This window comes from Burkholderia lata (genome assembly GCF_000012945.1).
In the GTDB taxonomy this organism is placed as follows: Bacteria; Pseudomonadota; Gammaproteobacteria; order Burkholderiales; family Burkholderiaceae; genus Burkholderia; species Burkholderia lata.
Genome location: NC_007511.1, coordinates 1,273,224 through 1,287,878, shown reverse-complemented (window position 1 = coordinate 1,287,878; position 14,655 = coordinate 1,273,224). Strand labels below are relative to the sequence as shown.

Below are 14,655 nucleotides of genomic sequence, written 5' to 3'. Positions count from 1 at the left end.
GACGGCCCTTTCCGCGCATCCCCCGATGCGGAAACCGGCCCGTTCCAAACCCCGCTCAGCCTTTTCCCGTCTGGCTTCCGGCCCTTAGAGCGCCGCTTCTAGCCTCTTGCGGTTTCCGGGTTCACCCACTATCGTTACATCAACCAATGTAACATTCAAAAATGAGCCAAATCGGAGACACCCGGATGAATGCTCGCACGCTGCCTTTCGGTCCGCCCGGCCACGACGGCCTGGACGAAACCATCGACATCGCCATCATCGGCACCGGCTTCGCCGGCCTCGGGATGGCGATCCGCCTGCGGCAAACAGGCGTGACCGACTTCGTCGTCCTCGAGAAGGCCGCGTCGGTCGGCGGCACGTGGCGCGACAATCATTACCCCGGGTGTGCATGCGACGTGCAATCGCACGTCTATTCGTTCTCGTTCGCGCCGAACCCGCGCTGGACGCGCATGTTCGCGCCGCAGCCGGAGATCCGCGCCTATCTGGAAGACTGCGTGCAGCGCTTCGGGATCGGCGCGCACCTGCGCCTGAACCACGAACTGCAGCGCGCCGAGTACGACGAGGCCGCGCAACGCTGGCGCCTCACGTTCGCGAACGGCAAACGGCTGTCCGCGCGCGTGCTGGTGTCGGGGATGGGCGGACTGTCGCGCGCCGCGCTGCCGTCGATTCCCGGCGTCGAGAACTTCAAGGGCCGCGCGTTCCACTCGCAGCAGTGGGATCACGACTATTCGCTCGAAGGCAAGCGCGTCGCGGTGATCGGCACCGGCGCGAGCGCGATCCAGTTCGTGCCGCAGATCGCGCCGCGCGTGAAGGAGCTCGCGCTGTTCCAGCGAACGCCGCCGTGGATCATGCCGAAGCCCGACCGCAACCTGACCGGGCTCGAGAAATGGCTGTTCCGCACGCTGCCGTTCACGCAGAAGGCCGTGCGCAGCAGCATCTACTGGATGCTCGAATCGCGCGTGCTCGGCTTCGCGATCCATCCGTCGCTGATGAAGAACGTGCAGAAGCTCGCGCTGCGCCACATCCGCAAGCAGATTCCCGATCCGGAGCTGCGCAAGACCGTCACGCCGAACTACACGCTCGGCTGCAAGCGCGTGCTGATTTCGAACGACTACTACCCGGCGCTGTCGCGCAAGAACGTCGACGTGATCACGACCGGCATCGACCACATCGAAGCCGACGCGGTCGTGACGACCGACGGCCGCCGCCATGAAGTCGACTGCCTGATCTACGGCACCGGCTTCCAGGTGGCCGATCCGTATCCGCGCGGCGCGATCATCGGCCGCGGCGGGCTCGACATCGTCGACGCCTGGCGCGACGGCGCGCACGCGTACCTCGGCTCGACGCTGCCCGGCTACCCGAACTTCTTCATGATCGTCGGCCCGAACACGGGCCTCGGCCATAACTCGATGGTGTTCATGATCGAGTCGCAGATCGAGTACATCCTCGGCGCACTGCAGGCGATGCGTCGCGAACGGGCGGATGCGCTTGAGGTGCGCCCGCTCGTCGAGGCGCAGTTCAACAGCGACCTGCAAGGCAAGCTGAAGAAAGCGATCTGGTCGACGGGCGGCTGCAAGAGCTGGTACCTCGATCCGCGCACCGGCAAGAACACGACGCTGTGGCCGGGCTTCACGTGGCGCTTCCGCCAGGCGACCGCGCACTTCTCGATCGCCGACTACCACGCGTATCGCGCGCCGCAACACGACACGACCGCGCGGCCCGCCGCCGCGCCCGCCGCTTCCGCTTCGACTTCCCCGTCCGCCGAAGCGGCCTGAGCCAGACAAGGAGCAATCGACATGAGAGATTTCGCCAACAAGGTCGCCGCGATCACGGGCGCCGGCTCGGGCATGGGCCGCTCGCTCGCGATCCAGCTCGCGCAGGCCGGCTGCCAGGTATCGCTCGCCGACAAGAACGGCGTCGGCCTCGCCGAAACCGAACGGATCATCCGCGCGATCGCGCCGAACGTGCGCGTGTCGACGCGCGTGCTGGATGTCGGCGACCGCGAAGCAATGTTCGCGTGGGCCGACGACACCGCGAAAGAGCACGGCAAGGTCAACCTGATCTTCAACAACGCGGGCGTCGCGCTGTCGAGCACGATCGAAGGGATGGAATACAGCGATCTCGAGTGGATCGTGAACATCAACTTCTGGGGCGTCGTGCACGGCACGAAGGCATTCCTGCCGCACCTGAAGGCATCGGGCGACGGCCACGTGATCAACACGTCGAGCATCTTCGGGATCTTCGCGCAGCCCGGCATGAGCGGCTACAACGCGACCAAGTTCGCGGTGCGCGGCTTCACCGAATCGCTGCGCCAGGAACTCGACATGATGAAGTGCGGCGTGTCGGCGACCTGCGTGCATCCGGGCGGCATCCGCACGAACATCGCGCAATCGAGCCGCGTCGCGAAGAACATGGTCGGCTTCATCGTCGAGAGCGAGCAGCAAGGCAAGGACAGCTTCGAGAAGTTCTTCATCACGACCGCCGACGACGCCGCGCGCACGATCCTCGCCGGCGTGCGCAAGAACAAGCGCCGCGTGCTGATCGGCCGCGACGCGAAGGGTGCGGACTGGATGGCGCGCATCCTGCCGTCCGCGTACCAGGCGCTCGTCGTGCTCGCGACGCGCCGCGAGGCCGCGAAGGCCCGCCGCGGCGCGCCGGCGCCCGCGCCGCTGCACGCCACCTACAACAATGCAGGCAACCAGGGAGGAGAACAATCATGACGACCCCGAACTTGATGCCCGTGCGGCGCGACATCCGTTTCGCGCTGCCCCCCGAACGCGCGCGCGACTGGCACGTGCAGGGCGTACCGGTCACGCACTTCATGAACGCGCTGTCGCTGCTGTTTCCGGCCGGCGAACGCTTCTTCATGGATTCGGTGCGCAACTATCGCGACCAGATCGAGGATCCCGAACTGAAGAAGCAGGTGCTCGGCTTCATCGGTCAGGAAGCGATGCACACGCGCGAGCACATCGAATACAACGACCTGCTGCAGTCGTCCGGCCTGCCCGCTCACAAGCTCGACAAGCGCCTGTGGACGATCCTCGGCTGGTTCAAGAAGGTGCTGCCGCATTCGATGCAGCTCGCGATCACGATTGCGCTCGAGCACTACACGGCGATCCTCGCGAACCAGCTGCTGTCGGGCCACGAGCATCGCATCGACGGCTCGGTCGAAGGCTACCAGCAGATGTGGATGTGGCATGCGATGGAGGAAACCGAGCACAAGGCGGTGTCCTACGACGTATGGACGACCGTGATGAAGCCAGGCCTCGGCAGCTACCTGCTGCGCACGGGCACGATGCTGACGACGACCGTGTTCTTCTGGACGATCGTGTTCGACTTCCACGTGCGCCTGATGCGCGCGCACCGTCGCGAGCACGGCAAGTTCGGCGGCATGTGGCGCCTCGTGAAGTACCTGTACAGCCCGAAGCACGGCGTGTTCCCAAGCATCGCGCGCGAATGGCTCGACTACTTCCGCCCGGGCTTCCATCCGTGGGACCACGACAACCACGTGTACCTGCAGGGGCTCGACACGCTGCTCGAGAACATCGACGCGACCAACGCGCGCTACGCCGCGCAAGCCGCCCCGCGCCGCGTGCCGCTGCACCCGGTTCCGCAGGCATGACGCCATGGCGCGCGCCCACGAGATGCTGACCGTCCAGTCCGGCGACGTGAAACTCGCCGTCTACGTAAGCGGGTCGCGTCGCGCCCCGCCGCTGATCCTCGTGCACGGCTACCCCGATTCGGCGGCCGTGTGGGCGCCGATCCGGGCGCGGCTCGCGAAGCGCTACCGCGTGATCGCGTACGACGTGCGCGGCGCCGGTGCCTCCGATGCGCCGCGCCGCCGCGCCGACTACACGCTCGAACGGCTCGCCGCCGACCTGAAGGCGGTGGCCGACGCAACCTGCGGCGGCCGGCCGTTCCACCTCGTCGGCCACGACTGGGGGTCGATCCAGTGCTGGGAGGCCGTGACCGACCCCGCGTTCCGCGGCCGGATCGCGTCGTACACGTCGATCTCGGGCCCGTGCCTCGATCACGTGTTCCGCGCGAAGATGCGGCTCAAGCAGAGCCTGAAGTCGTGGTATATCGCGTTCTTCCACCTGCCGCTCGTGCCGTCGCTGGTGTGGCGGCTCGGTGGTGCCGCATTGTGGCCGCGCTGGCTGCAGCTCACCGAACGCGTGCGTGCCGAGCGCGATCCCGTGCAACTGAAGAACGCGCTGAACGGCCTGCAGCTGTACCGCGCGAACTTCATCGCGCGGGCACGCAAGCCGCGCGAACGCTACGCACAGGCACCCGTGCAGATCCTGGTGCCGGTGCGCGACCGTTATGTGACGCCCGAGATGTCGGTCGACCTCGACCGCTGGCTCGGCGACCACGTGCGCGAGGAAATCGACGGCACGCACTGGATCGTGCTGCGCCACCCCGACATGATCGCGTCGCGGATCGACCGCTTCGCGTCCGCGCAGGAGCGGCCGGCAATCGCGCCGGCCGCGGCCCGGGTTCAGCGCACCGCGGGCGCCGGCGCCGGCAGGCGTCTGAACAGCGTCTCGTAATCGACGACGAGCCCGTCGTCGTCGATCTCCATCTCGGCCGTGAAGTCGCGGAAGATCCCTTCGTAGCGGTAGCGCCGGCCCGGCTCGATGCATGCGTAGGCCTGCTTGACCGGCGTGACCTTCAGGTCCGGCGTCGAGATGTACGCGACGTCGATCGGCCGCCGCTCGCCGCGCGCGAGCCCGAGGCGGCCGATCGGCAGCGAATTCGTGAACGGCGTCGCCGCGATGTCGATGTCGATGCAGCCGTCGAGTTCCGGCAGTGCGCGGCCCGAGCCGTCGTGCCAGTGGCCGGCGCCGTCCCCGCGCAATTCGAGCGTGCCGCCGCCCATCACCTTGAGCACCGCACAGGTCACGCGCCAGTGCGCGTCGCATTCGACGCGATACGCGAGCCCGTATGCACGGCCGTACCGCTGGCCGACCACCGCGCTTTCGACGACGATCCCGCCGCCGCTCCGGTCGAACGTCAGATGTTCGACCCCGTCGCCTTCGAGCGACGCCCAACGCACTTCGCGCATCTTTCCGCCTCCCGGTTTTCCCGATGCGGGACATCGTGGCACAAATCCCCCGACGACTACGCCAGCCACCGCCCGAATTCACGAGCGGCCCGACCAACGCCCCTGAATAGCTAACGGAGCGGTGTTCAAGCACGCAGGACACGCCGTATTCCCCGATCTGGTGCGCTGCCCACAAATCCTGACTATCCAGAATTCCCTATTCCGGTGCATGGCATTGTGTCCTATGCTCGCGGCTCGTCCTGTTCCGCCGCCATCATGCCTACCGCCCGCCCCGTCTCGCCGTCGATCGACCTGCGTATCTTGCTGCGCGGCATCGGGCAGATCGTGCTGCAGGCGAATGCGCTCACGGGCGCGCTGCTGCTCGCCGCGCTGGCGCTGACCGACCTGCGGCTCGCGAGCGCGGCGCTGGTCGGCTCGGCCGCCGCCAGCATGACGGCCGTGCTGACGGGCGCCGAGCGCCGCGATGTCGAGCAGGGGCTGCACGGCTTCAACGGCGCGCTCGCCGCGCTGATCGCCGTGCTGTTCGCGCCCCATCAACTCGCTGCCGTCGCGCTGGTCCCGCTGGTTTCGATCGGCGCTGCGCTCGTGCAGCGCGCGATGCGCATGCCGCTCGCACGCTGGCGCCAATGCCCGTATTCAAGCCCGTGTCTCGCCGTCACCGCGCTTTGGCTGCCGTTTGTCGCGCTGCAACATGCAAGCGGCGCGACGGCCGGCCCGGCGCTGACGCTTGCGTCCGCCGCCGACGCCCTTCTTTCGGGCGTCGCCCAGACCACCTTCGCGCAAGGCGCATGGGCCGGCGCGCTGATCGTCGCCGGCCTGGCCGTCGCATCGCGCCGCGCGGCCGCGTTCGCGCTCGGCGGCGCGCTGGTATCGACCGTGCTGCTGATCACGCTCGGCGCCAGCGGCACATCGTTCGCCGACGGCCTGCTCGGCTTCAACGGCGCGCTCGCCGCGCTCGCGCTGATGCCGCGCGGCCCGCGCGCGGCGCTCGCGGCCGCCGCACTCGCCGCGCTGATCCAGTGGCTTGCCACGCGCGCCGGCATTCCCGCGTTCACGGCCCCGTTCGCACTCGCGTCGTGGGTCACGGTGATCGTCGCGCGCCGCTTCACCCTCGGAGAACCCGATGTCGTCATTCGCACACCGTCCTGATGCCGTGAAACCCGGCGGCCCGATCTCGGACGCCGAACGCCAGATGCGCGTCGACCTCGCCGCCGCGTACCGGCTCGTTGCGCTGAACGGCTGGGACGACCTGATCTACACGCATCTTTCCGCGACCGTGCCCGGCGAGCCCGGCCACTTCCTGATCAACCCGTTCGGCCTCACGTTCGACGAAGTCCGCGCATCGAATCTCGTGAAGATCGACCTGGCCGGCAACCGGATCGGCGACAGCGAGCATGCGGTCAACGTGACGGGCTTCGCGCTGCACGCGGCCGTGCATGCCGCGCGCGCCGATGCCGTGTGCGTGATGCATCTGCACAATACGGCCGGCATCGCCGTATCGATCCAGCGCGACGGGCTGCTGCCCGCGTCGCAACACGCGCTGCGCTTTCATGGCGACCTCGCGTACCACGACTACGAGGCGCTCGCGTTCTCGCCGGCCGAAGGCGCGCGACTGACCGCGAGCCTCGGCGCGAAATCCGCGATGCTGCTGCGCAACCACGGCACGCTGACGGTCGGCCGCACCGTGGCCGAAGCCTATGTGCTGATGGATACGCTGATCAAGGCGTGCGATATCCAGGTGCGCGCGCAGGCCGGCGGCGGGCCGCTCGTGCTGCCCGCCCCGGCCATCGCCGACCGCACCGCCGAACAGCTGCGCGACGGCGGCGCGATCGAGGGCGAACTGGAATGGCCGGCGCTGCTGCGCCGGCTCGACCGGATCGATCCGACGTATCGCGACTGATGCCGCCGGCTCCCCACGAATCATTCACCCCAACCATCGGAGCATTCCGTCATGCCGACTTTCAATATCCAGCTCTTCGAAGGCCGCACCGTCGACCAGAAGCGCGAATTCGTCGAAGCCATCACGCGCGTCACGTGCGAGACGCTCGGCTGCGCGCCGGGCTCGGTCGATATCATCCTGACCGACGTGAAGAAAGAGAACTGGGCGACGGCCGGCAAGCTGTGGAGCGACGAGCGCTGAGCGTCAAAGGCGGCGTCGTTTCGGCGCCGCCTGCCCTGCACTGATTCACCCACTGTAGCGCCCGCGACGGGCGCTGCACGCGGCCGCCTCCGGCCGCCGCTCGTTGTGCGCCCGCACATCGCTTTGTCACGCAATCGGCGCATAATGCCGGACAGACGCAGCAGCCGATGGCCACCCGACGAGGAGACCGCCATGGAAGCGAAGAACGAGGAAGTCGTCGCACACCTGCTCTCGGACGTCGTCGAATTCGCGCGCGGGCGTCTGCCCGAAGCCACGTTCCAGATCGTCGAACCCTTCCTGCGTCATTACTACGATTTCGTCGATGCCGACGATCTGCAAAGCCGCAGCATCGCCGATCTCTACGGCGCCGCGATGGCGCACTGGCAGACCGCCCAGAAGTTCGTGCCCGGCAGCGAACGGCTGCGCGTGTACAACCCGATCCTCGAACAGCACGGCTGGCACTCGGACCACACGGTCATCGAGATCGTCAACGACGACATGCCGTTCCTCGTCGATTCGGTGACGATGGCCGTCAACCGCCTCGGGCTCGCGCTGCACTCGGCACTGCACCCGGTCTTCCGCATCTGGCGCGGTCGCGATGGCGGCATCGAGCGCGTCGACGCGGGCGGCGCGACGCCCGGCGACGGCCAGTCGCAGCTCGCCTCGTTCATCCATTTCGAAGTCGACCGCTGCGGCGATGCCGCACTGCTCAACACCTTGCGCAACGACATCGCGCACGTGCTCGGCGACGTGCGCGCGTCGGTGGAAGACTGGCCGAAGATCGTCGACATCGCCCGCGCGACGATCAAGGAAATGAAGGCGCGCGAATCGACCGCGGAAGACATCGAGGCACGCGCGTTCCTCGAATGGATGGCCGCCGATCACTTCACGTTCCTCGGCCAGCGCGACTACGCGCTGGTATCGGACGGCTCGGGCTTCGGGCTGCGCGGCATCGAAGGCACCGGCTTCGGCATCCTGCGTGAGTCGCTGCGCACGTCGGGCGCACCCGACGTCACGCCGCTGCCGCAGGCCGCCGCCGACATCATCACCGGCTCCTGGCCGATCTTCCTGACCAAGGCGAACTCGCGCGCGACCGTGCACCGGCCCGGCTATCTCGACTACGTCGGCGTGAAACTCGTCGGCCCCGACGGCAAGGTCGCCGGCGAGCGCCGCTTCATCGGGCTCTACACGTCGACCGCCTACATGGTGTCGAGCGCCGAGATCCCGATCGTGCGCCGCAAGTGCGCGAACATCGTGCGGCGCGCGGGCTTCTTGCCGAAGGGACATCTCGGCAAGTCGCTCGTGACGGTGCTCGAAACCTATCCGCGCGACGAGCTGTTCCAGGCCGACGAAGACCAGCTCTACGACATCGCGCTCGGCATCCTGCGGCTGCAGGAACACCAGCGCACACGCCTGTTCGTGCGCCGCGACCGCTTCGACCGCTTCGTGTCGTGCCTCGTGTTCGTGCCGCGCGACAAGTACAACACCGACCTGCGCCGGCGCATCGCGAAGCTGCTCATCGATGCGTACAACGGCGTGAACGTCGAATTCACGCCGCTGCTGTCGGAATCGGCGATCGCGCGCATTCATTTCGTCGTGCACGCGGAACCGGGCACGATGCCCGACGTCGACACGCGCGAGCTCGAAACGCGGCTCGTGCAGGTCACGCGCCGCTGGCAGGACGACCTCGCCGACGCGCTGCTCGACGCATTCGGCGAAGAGCAAGGCAACCGCCTGCTGCAGCGCTATGCCGACTCGTTCCCCGCTGGCTATCGCGACGACTATCCGGCACGCACGGCCGTGCGCGACATCGAATTGATCGAGCGCGTGAAGGATTCGGGGCAGCTCGCGATGAACCTGTACCGGCCGATCGAGGCCGAGGCGCGTGCGTTCCGCTTCAAGGTCTATCGCGCGGGCGACCCGATCGCGCTGTCGCGCAGCCTGCCGATGCTCGAGCATCTGGGCGTGCGCGTCGACGAAGAGCGGCCGTACCGGATCCAGACGCAAGATGCCGCGCATGCGTGGGTACACGACTTCGGCCTCGAACTCGCCGACGACACCGAGTTCGACATCGAACGCGTGAAGGGCCTGTTCGAGGATGCGTTCGACCAGATCTGGAGCGGCCGGATCGAGAACGACGACTTCAACCGCCTCGTGCTGCGCGCCCACCTGAGCGCACGCGAAGTGACGATCCTGCGCGCGTATGCGAAATACCTGCGGCAAGTCGGCTCGACCTTCAGCGACGCGTATATCGAACGCGCGCTGACCGGCAACCCGGCAATCGCGCGGCAACTCGTCGAGCTGTTCCTGCTGCGTTTCGACCCGGCCACCGGCGACACGCGCGACGTGCAGGCCGAACGGCTGCTGAAGGCGATCGAAGGCGCGCTCGACCAGGTGCCGAACCTCGACGAGGACCGCATCCTGCGCCAGTTCCTCGGCGTGATCAACGCGACCGAGCGCACGAACTACTTCCTGCTCGACGCGAACGGCGAATCGAAACCGTACCTGTCGTTCAAGTTCAATCCGGCGAAAGTGCCGGGGCTGCCCGAACCGAAGCCGATGTTCGAGATCTGGGTGTATTCGCCGCGTGTCGAAGGCGTGCACCTGCGCGGCGGACGCGTCGCGCGCGGCGGCCTGCGCTGGTCGGATCGCCGCGAGGATTTCCGCACCGAGGTGCTCGGGCTGATGAAAGCGCAGATGGTGAAGAACGTCGTGATCGTGCCGGTCGGCTCGAAAGGCGGCTTCGTCGTGAAGAACCCGCCGCCGCCGAGCGATCGCGAAGCGTGGATGCGCGAAGGCATCGCGTGCTACCAGACCTTCCTGCGCGGCCTGCTCGACCTGACCGACAACCTGGTGAGCAACGCGATCGTGCCGCCGCCCGACGTCGTGCGTCATGATCCGGATGACCCGTACCTGGTCGTCGCCGCCGACAAGGGCACGGCCACCTTCTCCGACTACGCGAACGCGATCTCGCACGAATACGGCTTCTGGCTCGACGACGCATTCGCGTCCGGCGGCTCGGTCGGCTACGACCACAAGAAGATGGCGATCACCGCGCGCGGCGCGTGGGAATCTGTGAAGCGGCACTTCCGCGAGATGGGCATCGATACGCAGACGACCGACTTCACGGTGGTCGGCGTCGGCGACATGTCGGGCGACGTGTTCGGCAACGGGATGCTGCTGTCGCCGCATATCCGGCTCGTCGCCGCGTTCGATCATCGGCACGTGTTTCTCGACCCGAATCCCGATCCCGCGACGAGCTTCGCCGAGCGTGCGCGCATGTTCGCGCTCGAACGCTCGAGCTGGGCCGACTACGATCCGGCATCGATCTCGTCGGGCGGCGGCGTCTACCCGCGCACCGCGAAGACGATCCCGCTGTCGCCGGCCGTGCAGGCCGCGCTCGGCATCGACGCGCACGCGCTGCCGCCGGCCGAGTTGATCCGCGCGATCCTGCAGGCACCGGTCGACCTGCTGTACAACGGCGGCATCGGCACCTACGTGAAGGCCGCGCGCGAAACCCATCTTCAGGTCGGCGACCGCGCGAACGACGCGGTGCGCGTGAACGGCACGGACCTGCGCTGCAAGGTGGTCGGCGAAGGCGGCAACCTCGGCTGCACGCAGTTCGGCCGGATCGAGTTCGCGCAGCGCGGCGGCCGCATCAACACCGATGCGATCGACAACTCGGCCGGCGTCGATTGTTCGGATCACGAAGTCAACATCAAGATCCTGCTCGGGCTCGTCGTGTCCGACGGCGAGATGACCGAGAAGCAACGCAACGCGCTGCTCGCGGAAATGACCGACGAAGTCGGGCTGCTCGTGCTGCGCGACAACTACTACCAGACGCAGGCGCTGTCGATCGCCGGCCGCTATGCGGTCGAGATGCTCGACGCCGAGGCGCGCCTGATGCGCTGGCTCGAACGCGCGGGCCGCCTGAACCGCGTGATCGAATTCCTGCCGACCGACGATGAAGTGGCCGAACGCCAGGCCGCAAAGCTCGGCCTCACGTCGCCGGAGCGCGCGGTGCTGCTCGCGTACAGCAAGATGTGGCTGTACGACGCACTGCTCGAATCCGACGTGCCCGAGGATCCGCTGGTGGCCGCGATGCTCGTCGACTACTTCCCGAAGCCGCTGCAACAGCGCTTCAGCGAACCGATGCGCCGCCATCCGCTGCGCCGCGAGATTCTCGCGACGCACCTGACCAACGCGCTCGTGAACCGCGTCGGCTGCGCGTTCGTGCACCGGCTGATGGAAGAAACCGACGCGAAGCCCGGCGACATCGTGCGGGCGTGCATCATGGCGCGCGACGTGTTCGACCTCGATGCGGTGTGGCGCGACATCGACGCGCTCGACAACCGCGTCGCCGACGACGTGCAGGCGCGCATGTTCGTCGACGTCGCGCGGCTGCTGGAGCGCGCGGCGCTGTGGTTCCTGCGGCACCTGCAATCCGGCGCGGTGGCCGATGGTGGCGTCACCGAGCTGATCGCGCGCTGCCGCGACGCGGCGGAGCGGCTGGCGCCGCAACTGCCGTCGCTGCTGCCGGCCGACGATCTCGACGCGCTGTCCGAACGGCAGCGCGTGCTGGTCGAAGCCGGCGTCGACAGCGCGCTGGCGGTGCGCGTCGCAAGCGGCGACATCTCGGCCGCGCTGCTCGACATCGCCGAAGTGGCCGCGACCAGCAACCGCAGCCTCGAACTCGTCGCGGGCGTCTATTTCTCGCTCGGCACGCTGCTCAATTACAGCTGGATCGGCGAGCGCGCGGCGACACTGCCGACGCCGACGCACTGGGACATGCTGGCGCGCGCGGCCGCGCTCGCGGAAGTCGCGCGCCTCAAGCGCACGCTCGCGACGAGCGCGCTCGCGGAATCGCCGGATTCGACCACGCCGGAGACGATCGTGGGCGCGTGGCGCGCGCGCCGCGAAGCCGCGCTCGTGCGCTACGAGCACCTGCTCGCGGACCTGCGCGCGTCGGGCGGCGCGAGCCTCGCGGTGCTGCTCGTGGTCGTGCGGGAAATGGCCGTGCTCGAACGGGCGTGATGGTCAGCGTGGTCGCTTTGGTCGCGACGGCTCAGACCGTCGCGACCAGCAGCTCTTCCGCGTTGTTCGGCGGCCGCAGGCCGTCAGTGCGATCGGCGAAGTAACGACGCGTCAGATCGGCGGCCGATACGTGCGCCGCGTGCGCGAAACCGGCCTCTCGCGCGAGCGCCTGGATCTGCGCCGGCATGAAGAAGCTGATGAACGGCGTGCCGCTGGCGCGCGCGCCCTTCGCGGCCATTTCCAGCCCGGGGCGCACCTCCGGATCCGCATTCTCCAGCGGCAGCAGGAACGTCATCGCGAGCGTCGAGCCCGGCGCGAGCGACGCGACTTCGCGCAACGCGGCCGCATTCGCTTCGTGCGTCAGGTACATGCTGACGCCGGTGGACACCACGACCGCCGGCTTGCCCGCATCGAAGCCCGCGCCGACGAGCGCGGCGCGCCACGACTGTTTCGCCTCGAAATCGACCGGCACGAAACGCAGCCAGTCGGGCACGCCGAAACCGAGCTCGACCAGGCGGCGCTGCTTCCAGGCCTGCGGCGCGGGCGGGTCGACTTCGAAAACGGTCACGCGCGACGCCATGTCGGGCCGGCGCTGCACGAAACTGTCGAGCCCCGCGCCGAGGATCACGTACTGGCTCACGCCGCGCGCGGCCTGCTCGACCACCCAATCCTCGATGAAGCGCGCCCGCGCGACGATCGACGCACGGAACGGCCGCGTGAACTGCGGATCCATGTCGCCGCGCTGCTGCCAGCCGGGTTCCGGCGCGAGCAGTTGCAGCCCGACTTCGTCGGCGAGCACCGGCGGAGCGTCGAGTTCGACGTGCAGCGCACGCCACAGCGCGACGCGCGCGGCGGTGCTGTCGGGAGCGTTCTCGCGAGGTTCGGTCATGGCCGCCTCACGCGCCCTGCTTGCCCGGCGCCTGCAGGCGCCATACGCGGCCGTCCGGATCGCGCACGGTCATGTCGCGCGTGCCCCAGTGGGTGTCCTCGAACGGCGTGACGACGTCGACGATCGGCTGCGGCTGCACCGCCTGCTCATCCGCGACCTTGAGCACGACCTGCATGTCCGTCGTCTCGCTCGACGGCACTTCGGCGATGAACAGAAAGGGGCCGTCGCCGCTGCGCAACTGGCCCGACTGGTGATCGGTTTCGAACTCCAGCGTGAAACCCAGCGCCTGGAAGAACTTCGCCGACTTGCCCCAGTTGTGCGTCGTCAGGTACACGGCTTCGATTCGCTCGGATGACATGTCACTCCTCCTTGGTGGACGGCCCCACGCCCGGCGGCGGCGCGGCCAGGTACGCGCGCAATGCGTCGGCCACCAGCGCGGACAGCGATTGCTCCGTTTCGATGGCGCGATGCTTGACCTGCCGGATCAGGCTGAGCGGCAGGTAAACGTTGAACTGCTTCACTTCTTCGTCAGTCATGTTTGCTAGTATGCTAGCAATCTAGCAAATGTCAACCGCAGGCGCGGCCCGCGTATGCGGGACGCCGTTGGCAATCGATCGTGAATCCGGGTTACGCCGCGGCGCGCGCCGCCAGCCGCGCGAACAGCGCGTCGAGATCGAATCCCGTCGTGTCGATGCCGATCGTGTCGCGCAGGCACGCGCCCCATGCGGCCGCATCGTCGAACGTGACGGTGCGCCCGACGCCCGCCGCATCGCGGATCGTCAGCGTGGTGTTGCGCAGCGCCGCACGGCCGTCCGGCAGCACGCGGCAGGCGATCAGGTTATGCAGGAAGATCGATTCGGGATACGTCGACGTGAACCAGTTCGCGGCGTCGTAATCGATCCACTCGACCCGCTTCGGCTGGAAGCGATAGGTGGTCTGCCAGCCGTCGGGCGTCTCGATCTGCATGTCGAATTCACCGTCGACCGGCGCGGCGACGACGCGGAACACGCCGTGCGGCGTCAACTGCCGCTCGTCCGGCACGAAACGCAGCGGCGCGGTGAGCGTCGCGCTGCCGAAGCCGATGTCCGCGAGCCAGGCCGCGCCATCGAGATCGATGCGCAGCAGCATGTGCGTATGCGCGGTGGCGGCTTCCGGCGGCTGCATCCAGCGCACGCGCGCAATCATCGGCGTCACGCGAAAACCGATCGCCGTGAGCGCGGTGTAGAACAGCTTGTTGAGTTCGAAGCAGTAGCCGCCGCGGCGATGCGCGAGCACCTTGTCGACGATCGAAGGCAGGTCGAGCGCGACGCGCGCACCGGTCAGCGGATTGAGGTTTTCGAACGGAATCGCCTGCGGGTGCAGCAGATGCAGCTGGCGCAGCACGTCGAGCGTCGGCTCGACCGGGCCGTCGTAGCCGATGCGGGAGAAATAGCGCGAGAGGTCAAACGAGTCTGTCATGAACCTGCACCGAAAAAAGGGACACGCCACGATAGCATCGTGCGGAATCCCCATGTTGTGCGGGACCAT

13 protein-coding genes are annotated in these 14,655 nt (G+C 67.9%); 8 read left to right on the top strand and 5 right to left on the bottom strand.

The features are described 5' to 3' along the window. Positions 1 to 185: 185 nt before the first annotated feature. The 4 genes from BCEP18194_RS28500 to BCEP18194_RS28485 are packed head-to-tail and all read left to right on the top strand — an operon-like array spanning position 186 to position 4,550. Positions 186 to 1,775, top strand: a complete 1,590-nt coding sequence (locus tag BCEP18194_RS28500) for a flavin-containing monooxygenase (protein ID WP_011354752.1) — start codon at positions 186 to 188, stop codon at positions 1,773 to 1,775. A 21-nt stretch (positions 1,776 to 1,796) separates the two neighbouring features. Further along, positions 1,797 to 2,720 carry an SDR family NAD(P)-dependent oxidoreductase gene (locus BCEP18194_RS28495; RefSeq protein WP_011354751.1) on the top strand — a complete coding sequence of 308 codons (924 nt, stop codon included), beginning with the start codon at positions 1,797 to 1,799 and terminating at the stop codon, positions 2,718 to 2,720. Continuing rightward, entirely contained in the window at positions 2,717 to 3,622 is a 906-nt protein-coding gene (locus BCEP18194_RS28490) for a metal-dependent hydrolase (protein WP_011354750.1), read from the top strand. The genes BCEP18194_RS28495 and BCEP18194_RS28490 overlap by 4 nt, the downstream gene beginning before the upstream one ends. A 4-nt stretch (positions 3,623 to 3,626) precedes the next feature. After that, positions 3,627 to 4,550 carry an alpha/beta fold hydrolase gene (locus tag BCEP18194_RS28485; RefSeq protein ID WP_011354749.1) on the top strand — a complete coding sequence of 308 codons (924 nt, stop codon included), beginning with the start codon at positions 3,627 to 3,629 and terminating at the stop codon, positions 4,548 to 4,550. On the opposite strand, the gene BCEP18194_RS28480 is transcribed toward BCEP18194_RS28485, so the two are convergent. Then, positions 4,499 to 5,065 carry a putative glycolipid-binding domain-containing protein gene (locus BCEP18194_RS28480; RefSeq protein ID WP_011354748.1) on the bottom strand — a complete coding sequence of 189 codons (567 nt, stop codon included), beginning with the start codon at positions 5,063 to 5,065 and terminating at the stop codon, positions 4,499 to 4,501. The two genes, BCEP18194_RS28485 and BCEP18194_RS28480, sit on opposite strands and share 52 nt — an antisense overlap. A gap of 255 nt (positions 5,066 to 5,320) precedes the next feature. Between BCEP18194_RS28480 and BCEP18194_RS28475 the strand changes: the two genes are divergently transcribed. From BCEP18194_RS28475 to BCEP18194_RS28460, 4 genes are all read left to right on the top strand, one after another. After that, on the top strand, positions 5,321 to 6,214 hold the full coding sequence (locus BCEP18194_RS28475) for an urea transporter (protein ID WP_011354747.1): 894 nt from the start codon (positions 5,321 to 5,323) through the stop codon (positions 6,212 to 6,214). Continuing rightward, positions 6,189 to 6,965, top strand: a complete 777-nt coding sequence (locus BCEP18194_RS28470; RefSeq protein ID WP_011354746.1) for a class II aldolase/adducin family protein — start codon at positions 6,189 to 6,191, stop codon at positions 6,963 to 6,965. The genes BCEP18194_RS28475 and BCEP18194_RS28470 overlap by 26 nt, the downstream gene beginning before the upstream one ends. A gap of 51 nt (positions 6,966 to 7,016) precedes the next feature. After that, a complete protein-coding gene (locus BCEP18194_RS28465; RefSeq protein WP_011354745.1) occupies positions 7,017 to 7,205 on the top strand; it encodes a 4-oxalocrotonate tautomerase in 189 nt (62 codons plus the stop codon). Between the two features lie 192 nt (positions 7,206 to 7,397). Beyond that, the gene (locus BCEP18194_RS28460; protein ID WP_011354744.1) at positions 7,398 to 12,239 is read left to right on the top strand and encodes an NAD-glutamate dehydrogenase; all 4,842 of its coding nucleotides are present in this window, start codon (positions 7,398 to 7,400) and stop codon (positions 12,237 to 12,239) included. A gap of 31 nt (positions 12,240 to 12,270) precedes the next feature. Here the strand turns inward: BCEP18194_RS28460 and BCEP18194_RS28455 are convergent, their stop codons facing one another. From BCEP18194_RS28455 to BCEP18194_RS28440, 4 genes are all read right to left on the bottom strand, one after another. Continuing rightward, positions 12,271 to 13,128: a class I SAM-dependent methyltransferase gene (locus tag BCEP18194_RS28455; protein WP_011354743.1), complete on the bottom strand. Its 858-nt coding sequence runs from the start codon at positions 13,126 to 13,128 to the stop codon at positions 12,271 to 12,273. Positions 13,129 to 13,135: 7 nt separating this feature from the next. Beyond that, complete coding sequence (locus BCEP18194_RS28450; RefSeq protein WP_011354742.1) at positions 13,136 to 13,486, bottom strand: VOC family protein; 351 nt, start codon at positions 13,484 to 13,486, stop codon at positions 13,136 to 13,138. Between the two features lies 1 nt (position 13,487). Next, positions 13,488 to 13,664: a ribbon-helix-helix domain-containing protein gene (locus BCEP18194_RS28445; protein ID WP_011354741.1), complete on the bottom strand. Its 177-nt coding sequence runs from the start codon at positions 13,662 to 13,664 to the stop codon at positions 13,488 to 13,490. Between the two features lie 91 nt (positions 13,665 to 13,755). Next, complete coding sequence (locus BCEP18194_RS28440) at positions 13,756 to 14,586, bottom strand: arylamine N-acetyltransferase family protein (RefSeq protein WP_011354740.1); 831 nt, start codon at positions 14,584 to 14,586, stop codon at positions 13,756 to 13,758. Positions 14,587 to 14,655 lie beyond the last annotated feature (69 nt).

Excerpts from the sequence above, each read along its gene's own strand:
- BCEP18194_RS28500 (WP_011354752.1), top strand. The coding sequence starts at position 186 with ATGAATGCTCGCACGCTGCCTTTCGGTCCGCCCGGCCACGACGGCCTG.
- BCEP18194_RS28495 (WP_011354751.1), top strand. The coding sequence starts at position 1,797 with ATGAGAGATTTCGCCAACAAGGTCGCCGCGATCACGGGCGCCGGCTCG.
- BCEP18194_RS28490 (WP_011354750.1), top strand. The coding sequence starts at position 2,717 with ATGACGACCCCGAACTTGATGCCCGTGCGGCGCGACATCCGTTTCGCG.
- BCEP18194_RS28485 (WP_011354749.1), top strand. The coding sequence starts at position 3,627 with ATGGCGCGCGCCCACGAGATGCTGACCGTCCAGTCCGGCGACGTGAAA.
- BCEP18194_RS28480 (WP_011354748.1), bottom strand. The coding sequence starts at position 5,065 with ATGCGCGAAGTGCGTTGGGCGTCGCTCGAAGGCGACGGGGTCGAACAT.
- BCEP18194_RS28475 (WP_011354747.1), top strand. The coding sequence starts at position 5,321 with ATGCCTACCGCCCGCCCCGTCTCGCCGTCGATCGACCTGCGTATCTTG.
- BCEP18194_RS28470 (WP_011354746.1), top strand. The coding sequence starts at position 6,189 with ATGTCGTCATTCGCACACCGTCCTGATGCCGTGAAACCCGGCGGCCCG.
- BCEP18194_RS28465 (WP_011354745.1), top strand. The coding sequence starts at position 7,017 with ATGCCGACTTTCAATATCCAGCTCTTCGAAGGCCGCACCGTCGACCAG.
- BCEP18194_RS28460 (WP_011354744.1), top strand. The coding sequence starts at position 7,398 with ATGGAAGCGAAGAACGAGGAAGTCGTCGCACACCTGCTCTCGGACGTC.
- BCEP18194_RS28455 (WP_011354743.1), bottom strand. The coding sequence starts at position 13,128 with ATGACCGAACCTCGCGAGAACGCTCCCGACAGCACCGCCGCGCGCGTC.
- BCEP18194_RS28450 (WP_011354742.1), bottom strand. The coding sequence starts at position 13,486 with ATGTCATCCGAGCGAATCGAAGCCGTGTACCTGACGACGCACAACTGG.
- BCEP18194_RS28445 (WP_011354741.1), bottom strand. The coding sequence starts at position 13,664 with ATGACTGACGAAGAAGTGAAGCAGTTCAACGTTTACCTGCCGCTCAGC.
- BCEP18194_RS28440 (WP_011354740.1), bottom strand. The coding sequence starts at position 14,586 with ATGACAGACTCGTTTGACCTCTCGCGCTATTTCTCCCGCATCGGCTAC.